Origin of the sequence: Pedobacter sp. Leaf41, from assembly GCF_001422545.1 — a bacterium.
In the GTDB taxonomy this organism is placed as follows: Bacteria; Bacteroidota; Bacteroidia; order Sphingobacteriales; family Sphingobacteriaceae; genus Pedobacter.
In genome coordinates this window covers 558,451-579,591 of record NZ_LMLE01000006.1, presented here as the reverse complement: position 1 = coordinate 579,591, position 21,141 = coordinate 558,451, and the positions used below count along the sequence as shown (strand labels likewise).

Below are 21,141 nucleotides of genomic sequence, written 5' to 3'. Positions count from 1 at the left end.
TAGAAACGGGGATCATAGAATCTAATCTGTATAAATGATTTGATGTTAGAAAGCTCATGATCATATCATCTGGATCATACGCCCAGAAAATAACCATAACGAATTAATAGGGCTAAAAAATTTCAAAGCAATTCATGCTTTGTTTGTTGGTTTCCTTGTTGTCAAGATTTTAACACGCTATACAGCAAAAAAGGCGCTTTCAAAACTGGGTAGCGTCTTTGTAAGTGATTTCTGACACGTTTACAGTTTCCGATCTTTTTCATCGATAGCAAGGTCATTGATGCTTGCGAACCTCTTATCCATTAGCCCGTATTCATCAAATTCCCAAAGTTCGTTACCGAAACTTCGGAACCATTGTCCTTGATCGTCATGCCATTCATATTCAAAACGGACAGCTATCCTGTTCTCACTAAATGACCAAAGTTCTTTTTTAAGTTTATAGCTAAGTTCTTTCTCCCATTTTGTAACCAGGAATGCTTTCACCTCCTCTCGCCCTGAAATAAACTGTGAACGGTTTCGCCACTGTGTATTTAGGGTATAGGCCATACATATTGTTTCGGGATCACGGCTGTTCCATGCCCGCTCTGCCAACATTACTTTCTCTATCGCGGTTTCATAGTTGAACGGCGGTACCGGCGTTTTAATTTCCATTTTTATTCGATTATGTTATTTAGCAAGAGCCCGGAAAATACTGGTCAGTTTTGCCTGGTGTCAATTACTTGATAAACAGACCTTCCCAATCATTACCCAATATTTATAAGGCACTTATATATCTCGTTTTATTCTATTACCATCGCAACATCTGCTTTTATTGCGGCAGCGCAGTAAGAAAGTTCAATATTTCATTTCCAATCTCTTTAACATGCGTTTCGAGCGCAAAATGACCTGTATTATAGAATTTCACAATAGCATCAGGCATATCCCTTTTATATGCTTCGGCCCCTGCTGGCAAAAAGAACGGATCTCTGTTTCCCCAGACAGCCAAAAATTTGGGTTTATAGGTTCTGAAATATTCCTGGAATTTAGGATATAGCGCAACATTTGTTTTATAGTCATTTAAAAGGTCGAGCTGGATTTCTGCAGATTCAGGCCGATTAAGAAAGTGCTGGTCGAGCGTATAAGATTCAGGTGCGATCATGGTGGTATCCTCAACCCCAGTGAAATACTGGAATCTTGTTTGTTCTGCAGTGACGAATGTCCTCAGGGCATCTCTATTTTCCTTGGTGTCATGCTCCCAATATTTCTGCATCGGGTTCCAGCCGTTACTCAGCCCTTCAACATAGGCATTCCCGTTCTGTGAAATGATGCCTGTTATTTTTTCAGGGTTTGCAAGGGCAAGGCGGAAACCTGTCGGCGCACCATAATCAAAAACATAAATGGCAAATCTTTTAAGGCCAAGCTTATCGACAAAAGATTGCATGGTTTTGGTGAGGTTGTCGAATGTATATTTGAATTTTTCTCTGTCCGGTGCATCGCTGTAGCCAAAGCCGGGTAAATCCGGAGCAAGAACGCGATATTTGCCACTGAGCATGGGAATAAGTTCCCGGAACATATGCGACGATGTCGGATATCCGTGCAGCAGCAATATCGTTGGCGCCCCTGCCGCTCCAGCTTCACGGTAAAAAATATTTTGTCCGTTTGCAATTACTTTGCGGTAATGGACCTGCGCTGAAGAATCTTCTCCTTCATTTTTCTTAGTTATTTTTGATTGTCCCATGATGGTTAGGTTTGTGAAAAGACCGGCCAGCATCAGAATAGTGGCCAATTTATTTTTTTTCATTTTATTCTTTATTTTCTCAAAAGTACCCACTATATTTAATCAAATAAAATGATTTAATATGATGTGTACTATCGTTATTTATGATATATGAATACAAACGATTTAAATTTATTCGAAGCTGTGGCACAACACGGTAGTTTTACAAAAGCTGCAGAGGAGATGTTTACCGTTCAGTCTAATGTGACTGCGAGGATAAAAAGTCTTGAAGAAGAATTCGGGACTCTGCTGTTTGACCGCTCATCCCGTAAGGTACGTTTAACACCCGCTGGAGAAACGCTGATGGTATACAGCAAAAAACTGAACCAGCTGATTGATGAAGCCAAGCGATCAGTTGGAAACACAGAAGAGCTAAAAGGGCAGGTAAAAATTGGTGCGCTGGAGACCATGATGGCGACCAAGGGACCTGAGCTGGTAAACCGTCTTGCCTCGAAATTTCCATTTATCGACCTGGAGTTTACTTCGGCTATGCCCAGATCACTGATAAGCGATGTGGTGAATTACCGTTTGGACGCCGCATTTGTTCCCGCTCCACTTAACGTTCCCGAACTCGATCAAATATGGATCAGTGACGAAGAAGTAGTTGCTGTTGTACCGGAAGACTGCAAAAACATAGCGGAACTACTCAAACGAAATCCGCTCAAGGCAATCGTTTTTGACCAGGGCTGCGTGTTCAGGGCAAGGCTCGAATCCTGGCTGGTTAGCAAAGGAGTTTCGCAATACCATAAAACTGTAATGAACTCAATTGAGGGAGTTGTTAATTTTATTGAGTCCGGCATCGGCTTCAGCTTCCTTCCCAAAGAGATTATTTCTACGTTTTATGGTAATCGAAAAGTCAGGACCCTCTCTCTGCCCAGGGAGCTGGCCTTGATGACGACAGTTCTTACCTTTAGAAGAGATGTTCCTCTTTCACCCACTTTAAAAGCCTTTATAAGCTTGTACGATCGTACCGAAAAAAATCGGTTTTTAGATCCGAATAAACTTAACAAATCCAGTTAACGTTTAAATGGCATATGGCAAACAAACCTTAAGACGCCCAATGATCCATTTACATGATGGAAATAATGCATGGTGCCATCGAAGTAAAAAAGGAGCCAGAATTAATCTTGGTAGCGGCAAAGATAAAATGATCCGCTTTCTGATATACCCTGGTAACCTTTAACGCTCAATATAGAGATTTAAAAACAGCACCCTGCGTCCAATATATTGACGATTGATGCCTTACGTTCATAAACGATTTGATACCCATCCAGATCCTGGGCATTGAAAGTTTCAGTCAAAAGCCCCAATTACTTGCCTGTCCTTCCCTTTGTAACGTCTTTTCTTACTGAAAGCATATTATATTTTTTTCAAAAGAACGTTCAAAATAATGGATTTGGACCGCTTTTAATTTGATTGATAAGTTCACCAAACAACGCTTCGGTACTTCCACGTTTACTTCGAGAAGCAGACTGGCCAGCCCAGAGCGAAATAATATCGGCGATTCCGGCGGATTTGCCAAAATCTCTGAGAGCTGAGGTTAAACTGTTCTGATAAGTGTAATACGGAATAGTCAGTCCTGAATTTTTGAGTTCTTTCATGAAACTGTTCCTTACTCCCCTTGCCCATTTCCCTGTAAATGCCCTGGTAAGTTCAGTGGAGATATCAGTTGAGTTGAGTATACTTTCCTTGTAAACTTCGCTGGCTGCACTTTCCTCTGCCGCGATAAAATAACTGCCCAGTTGTGCACCTGCTGCGCCAAGGGCAAAAACCGCTTTAATCGTCCGTTGGTCGAAAATTCCCCCGGCAGCAATCACGGGAACCTTCACCGCATCCACTATTTGCGGAACAAGTGATAGCAGCCCGACCTGCGGCAGAGATTCATCCTCTAAAAAACCTCCCCTGTGTCCCCCGGCCTCAATACCCTGCGCTACGATAGCATCCATTCCTGCTTTATCCAGTATCGTTGCTTCCTTGATGCTCGTTGCCGTTCCAATCACTTTGATACCCTTTTGTTTTAGCTTTAACGTTACGTCCGCATCTGGTACGCCAAAAGTAAAGCTAACAACCGGCACCTGTTCATCCAGAAGGATACCGATCTGGTCAAGGTGATTATAGAACCGGTAAGAGGAAATTGGCTTACGTTCAAACGGTAAATTATATCCCTTATGGAGCGTTTCGAGATAGTTCTCCATTTTTTCAATATCGTCTACACTTACTTTAGCTGCCAGCGAATGAGCGAAGAGATTTACAGCGAAAGGCCTATGGGTTTTAGATTTTGTCTCTCTAATCAGGTCCAATGTTTTTTCCGGTGATAATCCCCCCAATGGGAGGCAACCCAGCCCACCTGCATTCGCCACTGCCGCCACCATCGCAGGGGTGGATACCCCCAGCATAGGTGCCTGAATGATTGGATAACTAATATCCAGTATTTGTTTAAGATTTTTCATAAATTACATCACAAGCTTAACTGTTAATTGGCTTAAATATTATTCTGCTACCAGAATAACATTGATGTAAAGCTACTTAAACCTTAATGTAACACCACCTGTATAAGTTATATCATTACCATTAATCTTTGCAAACTATTCTGATACTAAAAGTGGTTTGGAAAACCTATCTTTTCCAAATAGGTATGTAGATTATTTCTTTACATTTAGCCTGATTTTTTAGCCGACCCGAATGTTTAAACTTTTAGAACACTACCTCAAAAGCATCGCGGATATTGATCAGCGTTCGCTGGATACTATTTTCAGCAAGTTCAGCCTGATTAAGACCAGTCGCAACCAGATATTGCTAGATTACGATGAAGTTTGCAAAAACCATTACTTCGTAAACAAGGGAGGCGTCAGGGTTTATACCGTTACCCGTGAAGGTTGCGAAAGTATCCGTTATTTTGCGCTCCAAGGGGAATTCGGTACCGCCTTGCCCAGCTTAATTGAACAAAAGCCTGCATTCGAATACCTGCAAACCATTGAAAAGTCAGAACTATTAACAATCAGCAGAGCAGATTTTTATTTATTGGTAGACCAAATTCCAGCATTTGCGCTCGTATATCGCAGGATATTGGAAAAGGGTTTTATCGTAGCTCAGAAAAGAATATATGGATTTCAGGGTTTAACTGCCATGGAAAAAGTAATCTGGATAAAAAGCCATCAACCACGCTTTTTACTCAGAGTTTCAAATAAAATGGCAGCCTCCTATCTTGGCATGTCTCCATCTACGCTGAGTAGAATTAAGGCGAAGCTTTAAAAACGTTGACCTGGAGCAACGTTTTTAGAGGGAACATCAAGCTATCTTTGTAAAAAAAAGGTTCGCATGAAATCAATTATATATATTGCTTTGCTCTCATTTGTAGTGTCTAAGTCCTTCGGACAGGTCAAATCAGGCAATGGCTCGTTATTTCTGGTAAAAACGGAGCAAATAACATTAGAGACAGCTCTTCAGCTTACTCATATGGCAAGGGCGAAAGCCACCCAGCTAGGTAAAGAAGTTGCAGTGGCAGTTCTGGATGCAGATGGGCAGACGATTGTTCTCAGCCGCGGTGAAGGTGTCGGCGTACATAATACTGAAGCAGCAAGGCGAAAAGCATTTACCGCAGCCTCAACAAAAACTGCGACACTTGTTCTAGCTAGAAATGCAAAATCCAACGCCGATACAGAAAACCTGACCAGTCTGGGAGAACTTCTATTATTGGGCGGGGGACTTCCACTTTATCATGACGGCAAAGTAATCGGTGCAATTGGTATCGCAGGCGGAGGAAGCCCAGAAAATGACGATCTTATAGGAAGATCCGCCAGCATTCCGCAAGCTGACATTACAGCCAGATAGTAATTTCAATAAAAAAAACAAAAAAATAAGCATATGAAAAAAATGATTTTAGGATTGTTGCTTGGCTTAACCCTAAGCTTTGCCCACGCACAGGCGCCAGAATATCGCCTCTCCAGTCATATCCTGGATATTTCTACCGGGCTGCCCGCAGAAAATGTTCCTGTTAAATTAGAAAAATTAAATCGGGATACTAATGAGTGGGCATTGATAGATCAGAAGAAAACAGATAAAAATGGCAGGATCGGGAATTTTCTGCAAGAAACCAAAACCGACAAAGGAATATACCGGTTGACATTTTTGATAGCAGACTATTTTGCAGGTAAAGACACGAAAAGTTTTTATCCTTTTATTGAAGTCGTTTTTGAAATCAAAGATGATAACCACTACCATGTGCCGATCACCTTATCTCCATACGGATACAGTACCTACAGAGGCAACTAACATCCTGATTGAAAAAAATATGAGCTGAACTTTTTAAACATACACGGCAACTTTAAAGTAACTAGATACGGACTTTTGACTATTCTCAACTTATCTTCATGATCAAAGATCCAGCACAATTCATGGAAAGCAGCTTAATTTTCCAGTGGAGTTAACGGGTTACGTTTTGTATCAGCAAACGCGTGATATTAGGGAAGCATCAATGATAGGCCAATAACGGATTGAGGCAGTTGAAGACTAAATAATGTACAAAGATAACCACCTAACGCTGATTATACTTCGAAAAGCTTTTGTAATCCTTGCCAACCCTATATTTAGATCACTACTCTAAAATCATCAAAAACTAAAGAAGCATTGATATATTTAATAAATTTGATTTGAAGAGAATCACCAATCATCGGTTCTAAATGGTCCTGCGGGCAGTCCAGATTTGTTGATCAGGACAGCATCCGGGAAGTTGGCCCAGGCATACCTCGCCGCCACCGGAATTTTTACCTCACTGCTCATTAGAACTACTTTCCCATTTACAATAGTGGCAGAAGCGGGATAAAAAACCCGATCATTGCCAGCAATGGAAAATGCCCCATTTGCTCCACTGGCTTTCAACACCAGATTTTGGCCGAAATCGAAGCTTAATATCAATTCATTCTTGTTTTTCCTCATTGACTTAAATACAGGACCGGAAAAATCGACTTGCTTTCCATAAGTTTTGGCCAAGGCAATAAGCGCTAATCTCTTACCCACATCCTGCTTATTTTTTGGGTGAATGTCCTGTTCATCACCAATATCAGCCGTTACGGCCATCGCTGTAAAGGGCAGTCTCGAGGCATTTAGCTGCGCTTCGCGAAGTAGTGGCCAGGAAGTTGGGTCTCCCTCACCCCTTCCATAACCCGCAAGTTGGGCAAAATAAAATGGAAGCACAGGATTGTTGAATTTAGTTCTCCAATCTTCGATCAAAGCCGGAAAAAGCGTATTATATTGTTTAGCCCGACCGGCGTTGGCCTCTCCCTGATACCAGATCACACCTTTAATGGGCAAACAAACAAAAGGATGGATCATTGCATTGTATAAAACCGTTGGCCTGTTCGAGCCTGAATTGGCCTGTGGCATCGGTTTAAAATCCCTCAAATCGAGGCTAATGTTATATTTCCATAAACCCTGCAGACTTTGTTTTTGGCTTGACGATTGCATAAAAAGAGTTGTAGCATCGCCATAAATACCACCTCCACCGCCGCCATCAAAAACCCTAACTGTTATTGTATGCGCTCCAGGAGAAACGTTATCTTTCGGCACAACATATTTACGTTCCCGATCATAGCCCTGTGTGTTGCCAATTTCTTTGCCGTCGAAATAAGTGATGTCGTTATCATCAATCGTCCCAAGGTTCAGGATTAAATCTTTTCCGCCCCATTCTCGCGGAATAACTATATTTTTTCTAAACCAAACTATCCCATCAAAGTTGGGCTTTTCGGTTGAATCGAAAAATGCCGGCAATTCCATTTTTTTCCAGCTGGTATCATCAAAACTTTTGTTTGCCCAAACTGCTATACCTGATTTAAGTCCTTTATCCTGAAGATTTAATTCATTGTTCCAAAGTAAAATTTGTTCTGCGTAACCTGCTTGATCATCCGATTGTTGAACACGTTCAAGAGCAGCCCGAAAATCAGGTATTTTGGAGATCGTTTCTGCACTGGTCCACGCTTCGGCCACTGTACCACCCCAAGAACTGTGAATTAAACCGATTGGAATTCCTGTTTTTTTGTAAACTTCTCTGGCAAAAAAATAAGCGGTTGCAGAAAATTCCGGAATATTGGCTGGAGTGCATACATTCCAGCCCCCATTTTGAACGCTGATTTCATTTGAAGGAAAATTGCTTGTTTTATGATCAACCTGGAGCAACCTGATATTTGGATAATTTGCCTCGGAAATTTCTGTTTGATAATTATTGATTTTTCCCCATCCTGCCAGCGGCATTTCCATATTGGATTGACCAGAGCACAGCCAAACATCACCGAGCATTACGTTATTTAATTTTATAGCCATGCCCTCTCCCGATATCACCATCGTATATGGTCCACCATAGGAAGGCGTTTTTATTTTTATCTTAAAGTTCCCAGCTTGATCTGTCCATACTGCATATTTATTGTTTTTATCCCAAGAACAGGCTAACATGATCTGGTTACGGGGGCTTCCCTTTCCTTGCATCAAAACTTCTGCATTTTGCTCTAGCACCATATTTGAAGTGAAAAAAGCAGGTAAAGTGATTTTTGCACGTACTTGCAAAAAGCAAAAAATGAGCAAGAGTGCCAATACGATGTGCTTCCTTTTCATTATTTAACCTCCTCAATTTTAATAACTACACTGGTTCTATCAGATTTTACATTTGGATTAAAACCCACTTTCATTAAGAAATCGCCACTGTATACCATACTCGAATTCAAAGTTGAATTTGTTCCTGGATACAAATTGATCTCTTTTAATCTATATCTTTTTTCACTATTGAGTCCCTGCATTTTGATCGGCAATTTACTACCTTCATCATAACGATTGTTTACCAGATAATTGAAACTTACCGCAGCAGACTGATCGCTTGAAACATATAACATGGAGGCGACGCTACCTTCGGAGGGATTCGCCAGACGATACTGCTCACCTTGCCAAATGGTTTTCTTAAGCTCGTTGTAATTTTTAATCGCCAGCTGGCAAAACTTCAAGTCATTTTCCGGCAATTTACTCACCACAATATCAAAACCCAATTTGCCCATCATGGCTACATCCGTACGGAATTTGATAGGTTGCTTGCCCCAATCGGTAACATGATTGGAACTGGCAATTGACGGATAAAAATAAGAGTATTCCCACTGAATAAATATTCTTTCCATCGGATCGGTATTATCGCTGGGCCAAAATTCAGTAAAATATTTAAGGGCGGCGTAATCTACCCGGCCACCCCCACCCGAGCAAAGCATCATCGGTACTTTTGGATATTTGGCTCTGATTCTTTCCAATACCTTATATAAGCCCTCAACGTATTGGATGTAAAAAGCGGCCTGATCTTTAAGATGTAAAGAATAAGCATTATAAATTACGGCATTGCAGTCCCATTTAATATAGGCCAGTGATGGGTTTTTTGTAAATAGATCATCAACTACACTAAACACAAAATCTTGCACTTTTGGATTGGCTAAGTCCAGAACCAACTGGTTACGGAAGTAATATTCTTCTCTTTTAGATTGCTTAACAATCCAATCTGGATGCTTTTCGTATAGTTCGCTTTTCGGATTCACCATTTCAGGTTCAATCCAGATTCCAAATTTTACGCCATTTTTATCGGCTTCTTTTACTAAAGAACCTATGCCGTTAGGTAATTTCTGTTTGTTTTCCTGCCAATCGCCCAATCCTGCATGGTCATCGTTGCGGGGATATTTATTTGCAAACCAACCATCATCCAATAGAAACATATCCACGCCCAATGCTTTTGTATCTTTTAATAAACCAGCCAGCTTTTGCTCATTAAAGTCAAAATATGTCGCTTCCCAGTTGTTCAACAAGGTCAAACGATCTCCCTTACCATCTAAAAGCTGATAATTTCGAGCCCAGTTTTGTAATTTTCTACTGGCATCTCCCTTACCTTGACGGGAAAAAGTGTAGAGGAATTTTGGCGTAAGAAAACGTTCGTTAGGCTTAAGTTTAAAATTGGAGGCATAGTTATTTATACCTGCAATAATGCGCAGGTTATCCTGATAATCCAATTCTAAATCAACTCGAAAGTTACCACTCCACTCCATTGCACCATACAGCACTTCGCCCTGGTTTTCAGTTGCCGGAGCATTAAGCGAAACCATAAAAACGGAAGGTTGAAATAAGTTTGCACGGGTACCTAGTTTGCTATCCAATGTTTTGATACCATGGGTAATCCGGCTTTCTTCTGGTTGCATTTCCTTCGCCCAGTCGCCATGATATTGCCTTAAGTAAAAGCTTTTCCCTTTCAGATATAAGTTTGCGGAAGCAAATTTTTCTAATGTCACCGCTTTTTTTTCCGCGTGGCTAATTTCTGTCCATTGCTCAATTACATCCTCTTTATAAAAACTCTTATAAAAAAGCTTAACAGTAAAATTATAAACCGGATCTTTTAATGTGAGAGTGGTTAAACGCACATTCGCATCGATATTTTCCACCTCCTTTTTAACAAAGATGAGGTTTAGACTTTTATTCCCGTCGGAATGAGTTACGCTGATAGCTGGCTCAACTAAATTACGGGAACCGGATGGTGTATAAGCAGAATTTAGCTGACCTGTATATTCAGTAGTTTGTTTATATGTTGCGTTAACCTGCGTATATTCGGCAGCCGAATGCAATTTTTGCCCGAAGTAGACCGTATTTACATCTTTGCCTTTTACCGCTTCGAGTACCATAGCATTATGGGCGGTTTCTATCGCGATAATTTCTTGCGCTTTTGCAAGATGAACCATGCCCAATAAACAGCATAGCAGGATCTGACTTTTCAATTGAGGTACCTTTGGTTGTTTCATTTCTATTCGCTTTGACTAATTCTTTAATGTAATTTTAAGCATGGTTGCCTGTGCCGGACCGAGTTCTTTTTGATGATAATCTTTCGGAAACACCACTTGATTTTCAATTAAATCCTCTATCATAGAAATAGCCTGTTCATTTATGCCCAGTCTCGAAAAATCTATTGTTGCTGCCGTATTTTTATCCTCATAATTAAAAAGTGCCAGATACTTAATGTTGCCCTGATCTTTTATAAATTGACCAGAAGCACTTTTGCCCTTATCACCATCAACAGGTTTAAAGGCTTTTCCATCTGTAATTATTTTCAGTAGGTCCTGATTTTGGAATAACTTTTCTGCTCTGGCTTTCCACTGCCCCTCGACAGAGAAATCATCGCCAACAATTAAGGTTCCGGTTACTATTGCTGATAAAGTTCTGGCGGTATTAGCAGCCTCGCTTTCATTAGCCAGCACCACATGGTCAGCATCAATATAATTATAAAGATAGGTTTGCCACCAGCCATTAGTAACACTATTCAACGTGTATTCTGTATCCTTAATGGTTTTGAAAGCATCACAGGCAATTCTTCTTACATGGACGTACCTACCAGAGGCTAAACTAGGAGAAATTGCTGCATAGATAAGCATTTTACCATCCAGGCATTTAATCAGATACTCCATTCCCAGGCGGTAAGCCTGCATTCCTGTTGTAATTTTTGGATCATAAAATTGTGTAGATTCTGCCGCTGCATGGCCAAGAAAATCGATCTTGATCATTTCGAAGCCACAAGATTTTAGATTCGAGATTACAGAATAGATTCTTTTTTGCGTTCCCGGATGAGTGGGATCAAGCGCCCGTGCCCCATCAAAATCATGGAAACCATTATTTACTTTTGTCCACATTTGGTCAAAGGTATAATCACTACCCGGAGCTTTCCTTTTGGCGCCGCCCTGAAAACCCCAGTCGGTAAATGGTGCCCAGTAAATGCCCGGTTTTAAACCCTTGCTTTTGCAATAAGTTGCAAACTTTTTCAAAGTAGCATAATCATTGCCCTTAAGCATATTATCCCAATAAGAATCCAGATCGATATAGGCGACATTTCCCATTCGGAAACCTTTGAGGTTTTCAGCAAAAAAATCTACTACTTCAGTTGCCTTTTTGTAGGATAATTTTTCCTGCATCACGCCCCAGCTATTCCAACCCACAGGCGTGGGGCCATTCCAATTAGCTACTATCGGGATTTCAGTTGCCCTGACGGTTTTAGCGTAGTTTTCCATTCCGTTACGCCAATCGTTAAAATAACCGAAGAAAATGTTGGATGAAATAATGGATCTGCCTGAAAGGTAGCCGTGTTCGATCTGATCGCGGGTAATATCATAACTGGTAAAACCACATTCGGTTGTCAGTTCCAGCCTGTTCAAATCCATCAGTTTGGTTTTAACTGCTGTTTTCCATTTATCATGATTTAAGGTACCGATAATAAAGCCCTTGCGGTTGGTATTGTGGTAAACTGCGGTCACTTCTGCACTTACATTTTCCTTCTTCAATACTAAAAGATTAGCCTCGTAACTGATAAAAGTATCATTATCAAAGGGTACAAATAAATTTCTGCAGGTTGTGAAATCTGCATAACCGACCAATTCTCCTTTTAAAGGGATCATTTTGTTGGTTTTCAAGTTCGATCCGGAAACGGCTACATTAACGGTAAAGAAATTTCGATTGGTGTAGGCATAAATATTTTGGGTCAAAGTAATACCTGACTTGCTTTTTGTAGTAAAAATATAGTGCGAGCCACCCCCTATCTTGTTTTTGAATGCATTTTTTTTAACCGAACGATTTGTAAAATCGTTTGAGCGTAGGAATTTTTCATTGACTAAAACTTCCGAATAGGCGTTTTGCAATACCTGTCTTCCATTAATATAAACATTGAAAGTACCGCTATTAACATTATAATCGAGATAAGAATTTTCGCCAAAGTTGATTTTTTGAGCAAGAATTGCTATCGGGCTAAAGAGCCCTGCTACCAATATTAACGCCGGAATGATAGGGTTTACATATTTCATGAAGTTTAAGATTTTTGGCTGCTTACTTCGATAATTTTTCCGTTAACCCTTAATTTTATCCTTTTAGCAACAGGGCTGTATATCTTATATGCAGTAATTTCCCCATTTTTCCATTCAAAATCCAAAGTGAGGTTTCCTCGGGCCCTCACCCCTTTAATTTTACCTGATGTTTTCCATTCTTGAGGGATAGATGGTAATAAATCGATAAATCCATCATGACTTTGAATAAGCATTTCGGCAATACCTGCTGTGCCGCCAAAATTACCATCAATTTGAAAAGGTGGACCAGCCGACAATAAGTTTGGATAAATTCCGCCACCTGCACCATAATTAATATCTGTCTTAATGGTTGGTTTCATCAATTCGTGAAGCAATTTACCAGATCGTTCGCCATCATGTAACCTGGCCCAGAATAATAATTTATAAGCGATAGACCAACTTGGTCCGTCATCGCCACGTACCTCTAAAGTTTTCTTCGCTGCTTCTGCCAGTGCTGGTGTTTTAATTGGTGTAATTAATGAAGCAGGATAAAGACCATATAGATGAGAAATGTGGCGGTGTTGTGGTTCGGTTTCTTTATAATCTCTAATCCATTCCATCACTCTTCCATCTTTGCTAATATTTCCTGCAGGTGGAACTGACTTCAGCTTTTCGGCAAGAAAGCTACTAAAAGCACGATCAATACCTAATGTTTTAGCCGCATCGATCACATTATTAAACAGTTCTCTAACAATCTGATTATCAATAGTTGGGCCCATTGATATACTGGCCGTTTTTCCGTTAGGGAGGTAAAAGCTATTTTCGGGCGAAACAGATGGTGCGGTAACCAACCATCCCGTTTCCGGATCTTTGATTAATGCATCGGCATAAAACTCTGCAGATCCTTTTAATATTGGATATATCTTTTTTAAGTATTCCTTATCGTTACTAAATGCATAATGATCCCAAAGGTTATTACATAACCAGCCGGAACCTGCGTTAGAAGCACCCCAGGAAGCACTTTCACCAGGCTCGGTAAAACCCCAAACATTCGTAATCACATGGGCAATCCAGCCTTTAGAATTATAGTAAGCTTTAGCAGTTTTTTCTCCATTTTTAACCATTCGGCCTACTAAATCGGCCAGCGGCAAATTCAATTCTGATAAATTACTCACCTCTACCGGCCATTGGTTCATTTGAATATTCACATCCAAATGATAATCGCCATTCCAAGGAGTATGGATTTGATTGGCCCACAAACCTTGCAGATTAGGCGGCAATAGGCCAACACGGGTGCTGCTGATACTTAAATACCGGCCGAATTGGTAAAACAGTACCGGAAAACCAACATCGGCTTTCGGGTTTTTATTGTAATTAACCAGGCGTTCATCCGTTGGTATATCATCCTGATTGCCACCACCTATCTGCAGGCTTAAACGGTTAAACTTTTTTTGATAGTTACGTATATGATTTTGCAGTTGCACATCAAATGTTTTGGCAACAGCCGATTTCAGATCGCGGTTTATTTTCTCTTCAAATTCTGAGTTCATAAAATTGGTACCCGCGGCCATATAAACAATTACACTGGTTGCGTTTTTAATAGTAATCTTATTGTTTTTAAGCTCTTGGGTACCCCCGGTTAATACAGCCTTAACGCGACTGGAATATTTCATTCCTTTACCATCAATGCCATTATCCAATTGTCCGCTCATTACAAGTTCGCCATTGGCAGCCGTTACTTCGGCCCGTTCCGGACGAGAAGTTTCAATATCAAAATTTAATTTCCCAGGCTTGGATGCCGTTAATGCGACTACGTTTACATCATCATCAAAACTGGTTAAATACTCGCGGGTGTACCTCACCCCATCAAGTATAAAGCTTGTTTTCGCCAACGCATTATTTAGCGAGAGTTCGCGATGATACGCTGTCGCTTTGGAGTCCGCATTTTGTTGTTTAGGGTAACTGAAGCTGAAAGATAAATTGCCCAGAACCTGAAAACAGCCATAATTCACACCTCCAGAACCTTCGCCTTTACAAATGAAATTTTTATTGACTAAATCTTGAGCAAGGTCGTTTTTACCTTCTAAAATAAGCTTCCTAATTTCTTCCAAACTCTTATGAGCTTCGTAATTATTGGCATCTTGTGGCGCACCAGACCATAGTGTAATATCATTAAGCACAATATTTTCACGAGTGACTCCGCCGTCAGGCATCATACCCAGGCGGCCGTTTCCAAGTGGAATAGTTTCTTCCCACCGGTTAGCCGGTTTATTGTACCAGAGTTTTAAATTTTGCTGTGCGGAAGCACGTTCGAAAAAGAGAGAGAGGAATGATAAAATTATTAAAATTTGATTTCGCATATCTAAATGGTTTCTAATTGATTTACTTTTTTATAGCCCAGCTCTGCCCCGCCACTTACAGGCATAATGATTCCAGTAATAAACCGGGCCTTATCTGACGCCAGAAATACACAGGCATCTGCCACTACATCGCCCTGAGGACAGTAACCGAGTGCATGGATTCCGTCGAGATAGTTTTTAATTCCTTCCATATCATTTTGCTCCTTACCCCATTCCTCCAGCATTTCTGTCCACACCCCCGCAGGAGCAACGGCATTTACCCTGATTTTGTATTTCGCATAATCCAGTGCCATAGATTTGGTAAGCGCATTTACAGCACCTTTTGTTGCAGCATATACCGCATGGTTTTCCTGCCCTATTTCGCCAACAAGGCTACTCGTATTGATGATACACCCTTTGGAATGGATTAATGCATTTAAACCATATTTTGTAGTATGATAAATTCCTTTTACATTGATATTGAAAAGATTATTCCACTCCGTTTCATCCGTTTGGTGAACATTTTTTGAGGGATAAGCAATGCCAGCGTTATTATGAATGACATCAATTTTTCCAAAATTCAGCAGTGTATCTTTTACGGCCTGCTCCATATCGTGGGCACATGATACATCTGCTAACAAACCCAAATGCTGTTCTCCCAAAATGGAGATGGCATAAGTGAGCGAAACCTGATCATTAGAAATGATGGCAAGTTTAGCACCCTCTTCTGCATATTTTAAGGCGCATTCCAGTCCAATTCCCTTCGACCCACCAGTTAAAAATATGACCCTGTCTTTTAATAATCGCATCATGTATACCTAAAAGTTAATTATCTGAATAAATAGAATAAAATAGCCATGCTGACAAATAAAATGGCTGATAAAGTTTTATAATTGCCAATTCCTGACCAGCCTCCGGATGCTAGAGGCGCACGCCACGATTTCCAATAAAGCGCATCACTTTCTGCTGTATGTTTTACAGGATAAATAATGGAAAAGGTTATCTGAAGAAATACACAAACACAAAAAAGATAAAATGCCATCATCATAAATGGTATGGAAGCCAACCAGGTATCAATCCAAAGTTTATTGATTATAAATACAATAGCACCCAGGGCTGAACCCAGCCATAACGTAAGTTTAGCAGATTGTGCCGAGGCACCTCTCCAAAAGATGCCCAGTAAAAACACGCAGGTAATTGGCGGTGCAATGTGGGCGATAATATCGTTTAGTCCGTTAAAAATGCTTTCATATTTATTTAATAGTGGCAGTAAAAAAAGAGAAAAAACAAGCGCAATACCTGCAGCAACTTTACCTACATTTACCAATTTTTTATCATCAAGGTTTGGCTTATACCGGGCATAAATATCATAACTTACCATTGTTGATATGGAATTTAAAGCCCCGGAAACCTGGCTCATCAAGCCCGATAGTAAAGCCGCTACCAATACGCCAATTAATCCGCTGGGCAATAATTGTGTAATCATCAGCGTGTAAATACCCTTACTGTCTACTACTTTTTGTCCACTTGCGCCAAGGGTGGTAATACTGGATAGATCGAGCTTGCCAGTTTGTGCCAATGTATAGGCAAATAGCCCTGGGATGATAAAAATAAATACGGGCAGGATTTTGATGAAACCACAAAACAAAGTGCCTACTCGGGCATGATTTTCATCTTTAGCTCCTAAAACCCGCTGTACAATGGTTTGGTCGGCACACCAGTACCAGATCCCCAGAACCGGGTAACCCAAAAAAACGGCATACCAGGGCATCCCCGAGGCATCGTTTGAAGAGCGCAGCATAGAAAGTTTTATGCTTTGTTGCTCGCTGTGCAGCACATCAACCATCGCATTCCAGCCCGACATTTTATGGTAACAGGCAATGCAGATTACCCCTGCGCCAATCAGTAAAATCACTGTTTGTATAGATTCGGTAACGACCACCGCCTTTAAGCCACCAATAATGGTGTACAATGCCGTGATGATAGAAATTAAAATAACGCTTACATAGATATTTACCCCAAATAAAGTTTTTAGTACAATACCCCCTGCAAGCATGGAAAAGGCAATATGAATGATGATTGCTGAAATAATGGAAACGAAGGTTAACCAATCTCTGCTTGAACGGTCGTAACGTTTCTCCAGAAAATCGGGCAAAGTAGCCACGCCAGATTTAATGTAAAATGGAACAAAGAACAAAGCCAGCAAAATCAAGGTGAAAGCAGCCATCCATTCAAAATTACCACTCAGCAAACCGGTATCGAAACCACTTTGTGCCAGACTAACCAAATGGACGGTTGAAATATTTGTAGCGAAAAGCGCTAAACCTATAGCAGGCCATTTAAGCGATTTGCCTGCCAAAAAATAACTACTGGCTTCATTTTTTTTACTTTGATTGCGATGCCTTATGCCTACCCATAATCCTATTAAAAGGATAAGAAGAATATAGCTGGCACTTATCATGATATCAACGGTTTGGATCATCTCGAATTGACTAGTAGGTTAAAATATTACCATTTAAGATCGCAACTGCTTCCTATATTTTGCGGCGTTAAATAATAGCCGTTTTCCAATTGTACAGGATTTACAAAATTTTGCTTCAAATGCGGAATATGTTCTAAAAACAAAGCTTCATGACCTAAAGCAATGTGATTAAATAGCACCAGATGCTGATGCAACTGTCCCATATCGCCCACATGCGGCACTACCGGAACATCAAATTTTCTACATAATAAGCTTACTGCTAAAAATTCGCTGATGCCTCCAACCCTCACTGCATCAACCTGTATAAAGCCAGCACATTTTACCTGCAAATAATTTTTAAAAATAATAGCATTGGGTACATGCTCTCCCAGCGCAAGTTTAACTGGAGTAATTTTTTCGGCCAGAATTTTATGTGCTAAAACATCATCAGGATGTGTGGGTTCTTCTATCCAATAGGGATTCATTTTGCTCAATTCCGGACAAATGGATAATGCCTCAGGTAAATTCCATTGTTGATTGGCATCGAGCATAATTTTAATATCATCGCCTGCTACTTCCCTTACCATATTGGCCCGGCGGATATCATTATTCGGATCCTTTGATCCTACTTTTAGTTTCATTGCTGTAAAGCCTTTTTCTATAGCACGTTTAACGTTGGTTTTTACTTGCTCGTCCGGATAATTAAACCATCCGATTGAGGTATCGTATCCCGGATAACCCACATCTACAATTGAGGTGCGTGAAGATTGTGTGCGCTTATTTTTAAGCAGTAGTTCAATGGCCTGTTCGCGGGTTAATTCGTCTTCCAGGTAAGAAAGATCAATGGTATCTACCAAATTTTCAGCAGAGAGATCGATTAATAGTTTCCAAAGCGGAACTCCTCTTTTTTTTGCCCACAGATCCCAACAGGCATTGGTTACCGCAGCTAGCGCCAGATGAACAATACCCTTTTGGGGTCCAAGCCATCTAAATTGCTGCTCATTGGCAAAAGCTTTATATGTATCGCCAAAATTAGCCATCAGCTCTTCTATATCCTTCCCTTTTAACTGGCTGGCATAAAAATGGGCGGCTTTACAAACCAGATCATTTCCCTCACCCAACGTAAAAGCAAAACCACTTCCAACTATACCACTGTCGTCTTTTAGATTTACCACGGCGTAAGAGTAGATGGGATCACGGTGGATGGCATCGCTACCCGCACCTTTGCCTAAGGGATATCTCGCATCTCTGATCTCGATACTTTTAATCATAATTTATTGCTTGTTCCAGAAAGTAAGTTCGCTCATGTTGCTGTAGCCTGATCCGGTAACGGTGTGCAACACACGGATGCGGATATAACGAACAGGAGGTGGATTTGCAATTAAATCGAACTTCATGGCGTTTTTACCATCATCGGCACGTGTTACATCTTTCAATAAAATCCAACCTTTGGCAATTGCTTCAGCTTTCCAGCCCGAATTATCGGCCCTTAAAGTGGTGGAGGCATTTGTTAAATCGTTAATTCCCCAAACCTCGAAGCGATCAGGATTATTGCAACAATCGCGGCCCACTTCTTCCATCTGTGCCAGGTTGGTATATGTTTTACCCATATCAAATGTGAGTACATGCGCTATATAACTGCCATCACTGTGGAAAATATTTGGATAGCTTTGCGGGCCATTGCTTCCGTCCCACAGCTTACTGATACTTGTTCCTGATTCATAGGTATTCACATCATTAGGTAGACGAATCTCTTTAAAAAGTGATTTATCGCACTGTACCAACGTAAATATCTTAGGAAAAGTAGAAAATTCGCTGGCGTTAAATACGTCCAATGATCCTTTTGATGGTATATACGAAGATCTGTAAAGGATGTCTGTTCCTGATTTGTAATCATTCAATACAGTTGACATTTCCGTCGCTGACAGTACCTTATCGACCTGAACATTAGCTGTATTGGTATACCTGATGGTAGTACCAACATTTATGGTATCTGGAGTATTGAAATTTAGCTGCACTGACCCATTTGCATTAACTACATAAGGTTCGGTAGCGTTAAAAGGACGGTTTAATAATCCACTCTGATATAACGGCCCATATACTCTTACGTTCGGTGCCTCAATTGGTATGGATTTTCGCCCTTGTGCATCATATGAAAAAACAGTAAAGGTGTAGGTATATTCGCTCAGGCCTGGAATTATCACTTTGATGGTATCCAAGGGATTATGTGAGCTTGAATTTACCGCGATGGAATCAACATTATTGTTCCATTTAATTACATATTTCGTTACGCTGGGATCTGGACTTGGATTGAACCACAAACCTGTTCGCAGGTTACCTGCTTTAGCAACAATTTTGGATACCTTGCCAGGATAAACTGTTTCTCCGTTCTTTAGATATTCTTTGAACGCCAAATCATCCTTTGTACAGCTGCTAACGACAATAGTTAGCAAAAATAGAAATGCCGGTAATTGATATATTTTTCTCATTTGATTAAAATTTAGGTGGATGAATGACTATCGGGCATCTCCATAAAATGCCATTTCCATTGCATGCGCAAATGTTCCGTTAGACCATGTTGTGGAAACGGAGAGGCGAACGAAACGTACTTTCGGACTTACTAATGGAACATTAAAACTGACACCCGCCTTAACAAAATCATTATCGGCTGTAGTATGAGCCACAGGCAAAGCGCCAGAGGGAGGAGGTGGATAATTATAGTTACCTAAATTAATCCAATCGCCAATGATCGTTCCTTCGGGCGCTGACATCGGCAGGTTGGCATCACGTGGAGAAGTAACATTTGATCCCCACAGCGAAAATACTTTCGGATTTCCATGTCCATAGGCGAACTTATCTCCGCCATCAGGACGTTCCCACAGTATGAACCGGCTTAGCTTAGCGCTCACCCCTAAACCGAAAGTGGCAATAGCGGGCATTGTTCCACCTGGAGCCGTATGCCAGCCATTCGAACTTCCGTCTGTCCGACCATCCCAGAGGTAAGGCAGGTCCCAACCATAGGCAATTACTCCATCAGAGGGTAAACGATAGGCCGAAAACTTAGATCTATCGAGAATTGTCTCGAAAAGCGGTGTAATCGTTTTGTAGGTGGTGTCGGAAATATTCCCGAAATTATCAATAACATAGTAACCAATTCGTTTTTCTACCGGTTGATAGCCTCTGACAGAGTAGTCAATGGTCGGTAATTTTGAAAAATTCTGATCAATCACGTCAGAGACATTCCCTTCGAAACCCAACAGGATTATTCCCAAATTGGACTTGCTCGGATTTGTCCCGGTAATCTTGATTCCCCCAAAATCTGCCTGTGCATTTATTGTAGGCTTTACCAACAAATATGGTGGCGTATCCGGATTAACTTTAACCACAAGCGGATCAGATTTTACATTTGCACGGTTCACTGTGTAAAGGGTAACGTCATAGGCTTGCTTTTTGGCAAATCCCTCTACCACAATCGTATCAGAATAGTAGCTAGATTTGGTTTCGCGGGTTGTAATTCCATTTATTTTATACTGAGCAAGCACGTAGAGTATATTGTTAGAGTTGGGAAGTGAATAGGTAATATTTGCACCTCCGCTAAAATTCTGGACTTTGACGTTACTCACCACACTGGGCTTGGTCATGTCGGTAGAAGCTGGCTCATTATAAGACTCTTCTTTTTTGCAAGAATGTAAAGCTATGCACACCAAGAGCAGAAGCAAGATCCATTTATTTATATTTTTCATTTTCTTATACTTAAGT

Annotated in this window: 16 protein-coding genes; 4 read left to right on the top strand and 12 right to left on the bottom strand. The window is 40.7% G+C overall.

All coding sequences use genetic code 11. The features are described from left to right. Positions 1-240: 240 nt before the first annotated feature. Both ASE92_RS09805 and ASE92_RS09800 read right to left on the bottom strand, forming a co-directional pair. On the bottom strand, positions 241-651 hold the full coding sequence (locus ASE92_RS09805; protein WP_056849908.1) for a nuclear transport factor 2 family protein: 411 nt from the start codon (positions 649-651) through the stop codon (positions 241-243). A gap of 157 nt (positions 652-808) precedes the next feature. Further along, positions 809-1,780: an alpha/beta fold hydrolase gene (locus tag ASE92_RS09800; protein ID WP_056849907.1), complete on the bottom strand. Its 972-nt coding sequence runs from the start codon at positions 1,778-1,780 to the stop codon at positions 809-811. Positions 1,781-1,867: 87 nt separating this feature from the next. Between ASE92_RS09800 and ASE92_RS09795 the strand changes: the two genes are divergently transcribed. Further along, positions 1,868-2,776, top strand: a complete 909-nt coding sequence (locus ASE92_RS09795; RefSeq protein ID WP_056849906.1) for a LysR family transcriptional regulator — start codon at positions 1,868-1,870, stop codon at positions 2,774-2,776. 362 nt (positions 2,777-3,138) lie between these two features. Here the strand turns inward: ASE92_RS09795 and ASE92_RS09790 are convergent, their stop codons facing one another. Beyond that, on the bottom strand, positions 3,139-4,206 hold the full coding sequence (locus ASE92_RS09790) for a nitronate monooxygenase family protein (RefSeq protein WP_056849905.1): 1,068 nt from the start codon (positions 4,204-4,206) through the stop codon (positions 3,139-3,141). 232 nt (positions 4,207-4,438) lie between these two features. Here ASE92_RS09790 and ASE92_RS09785 point away from each other — a divergent pair, with 232 nt between their 5' ends. The 3 genes from ASE92_RS09785 (at position 4,439) to uraH (ending at position 6,028) form a co-directional block, all read left to right on the top strand. Next, positions 4,439-5,008, top strand: coding sequence for a Crp/Fnr family transcriptional regulator (locus tag ASE92_RS09785; RefSeq protein ID WP_056849904.1), 570 nt, complete (start codon positions 4,439-4,441; stop codon positions 5,006-5,008). 66 nt (positions 5,009-5,074) lie between these two features. Then, positions 5,075-5,587, top strand: coding sequence for a heme-binding protein (locus ASE92_RS09780; protein WP_056849903.1), 513 nt, complete (start codon positions 5,075-5,077; stop codon positions 5,585-5,587). Between the two features lie 33 nt (positions 5,588-5,620). Beyond that, a complete protein-coding gene (uraH, locus tag ASE92_RS09775) occupies positions 5,621-6,028 on the top strand; it encodes a hydroxyisourate hydrolase (RefSeq protein ID WP_056849902.1) in 408 nt (135 codons plus the stop codon). A gap of 387 nt (positions 6,029-6,415) precedes the next feature. On the opposite strand, the gene ASE92_RS09770 is transcribed toward uraH, so the two are convergent. From ASE92_RS09770 to ASE92_RS09730, 9 genes are read right to left on the bottom strand one after another with little or no spacing between them, the layout of a single operon-like run. Further along, positions 6,416-8,359 carry a sialate O-acetylesterase gene (locus ASE92_RS09770; protein WP_056849901.1) on the bottom strand — a complete coding sequence of 648 codons (1,944 nt, stop codon included), beginning with the start codon at positions 8,357-8,359 and terminating at the stop codon, positions 6,416-6,418. Beyond that, a complete protein-coding gene (locus ASE92_RS09765) occupies positions 8,359-10,560 on the bottom strand; it encodes an alpha-galactosidase (protein ID WP_082455003.1) in 2,202 nt (733 codons plus the stop codon). The genes ASE92_RS09770 and ASE92_RS09765 overlap by 1 nt, the downstream gene beginning before the upstream one ends. 15 nt (positions 10,561-10,575) lie before the next feature. Then, positions 10,576-12,603, bottom strand: coding sequence for a hypothetical protein (locus tag ASE92_RS09760; RefSeq protein ID WP_056849900.1), 2,028 nt, complete (start codon positions 12,601-12,603; stop codon positions 10,576-10,578). A gap of 5 nt (positions 12,604-12,608) precedes the next feature. Beyond that, on the bottom strand, positions 12,609-14,942 hold the full coding sequence (locus ASE92_RS09755) for a glycoside hydrolase N-terminal domain-containing protein (protein ID WP_056849899.1): 2,334 nt from the start codon (positions 14,940-14,942) through the stop codon (positions 12,609-12,611). Positions 14,943-14,944: 2 nt separating this feature from the next. Beyond that, complete coding sequence (locus ASE92_RS09750; RefSeq protein WP_235527330.1) at positions 14,945-15,733, bottom strand: SDR family NAD(P)-dependent oxidoreductase; 789 nt, start codon at positions 15,731-15,733, stop codon at positions 14,945-14,947. Positions 15,734-15,750: 17 nt separating this feature from the next. Then, a complete protein-coding gene (locus tag ASE92_RS09745; protein WP_235527329.1) occupies positions 15,751-17,382 on the bottom strand; it encodes a sodium:solute symporter in 1,632 nt (543 codons plus the stop codon). Between the two features lie 47 nt (positions 17,383-17,429). Next, positions 17,430-18,653, bottom strand: coding sequence for an enolase C-terminal domain-like protein (locus ASE92_RS09740; protein ID WP_056849897.1), 1,224 nt, complete (start codon positions 18,651-18,653; stop codon positions 17,430-17,432). Positions 18,654-18,656: 3 nt separating this feature from the next. Next, a complete protein-coding gene (locus tag ASE92_RS09735) occupies positions 18,657-19,871 on the bottom strand; it encodes a DUF4998 domain-containing protein (RefSeq protein WP_056849896.1) in 1,215 nt (404 codons plus the stop codon). A 27-nt stretch (positions 19,872-19,898) separates the two neighbouring features. Continuing rightward, on the bottom strand, positions 19,899-21,125 hold the full coding sequence (locus ASE92_RS09730; RefSeq protein ID WP_056849895.1) for a DUF5000 domain-containing lipoprotein: 1,227 nt from the start codon (positions 21,123-21,125) through the stop codon (positions 19,899-19,901). Between the last annotated feature and the right edge of the window lie 16 nt (positions 21,126-21,141).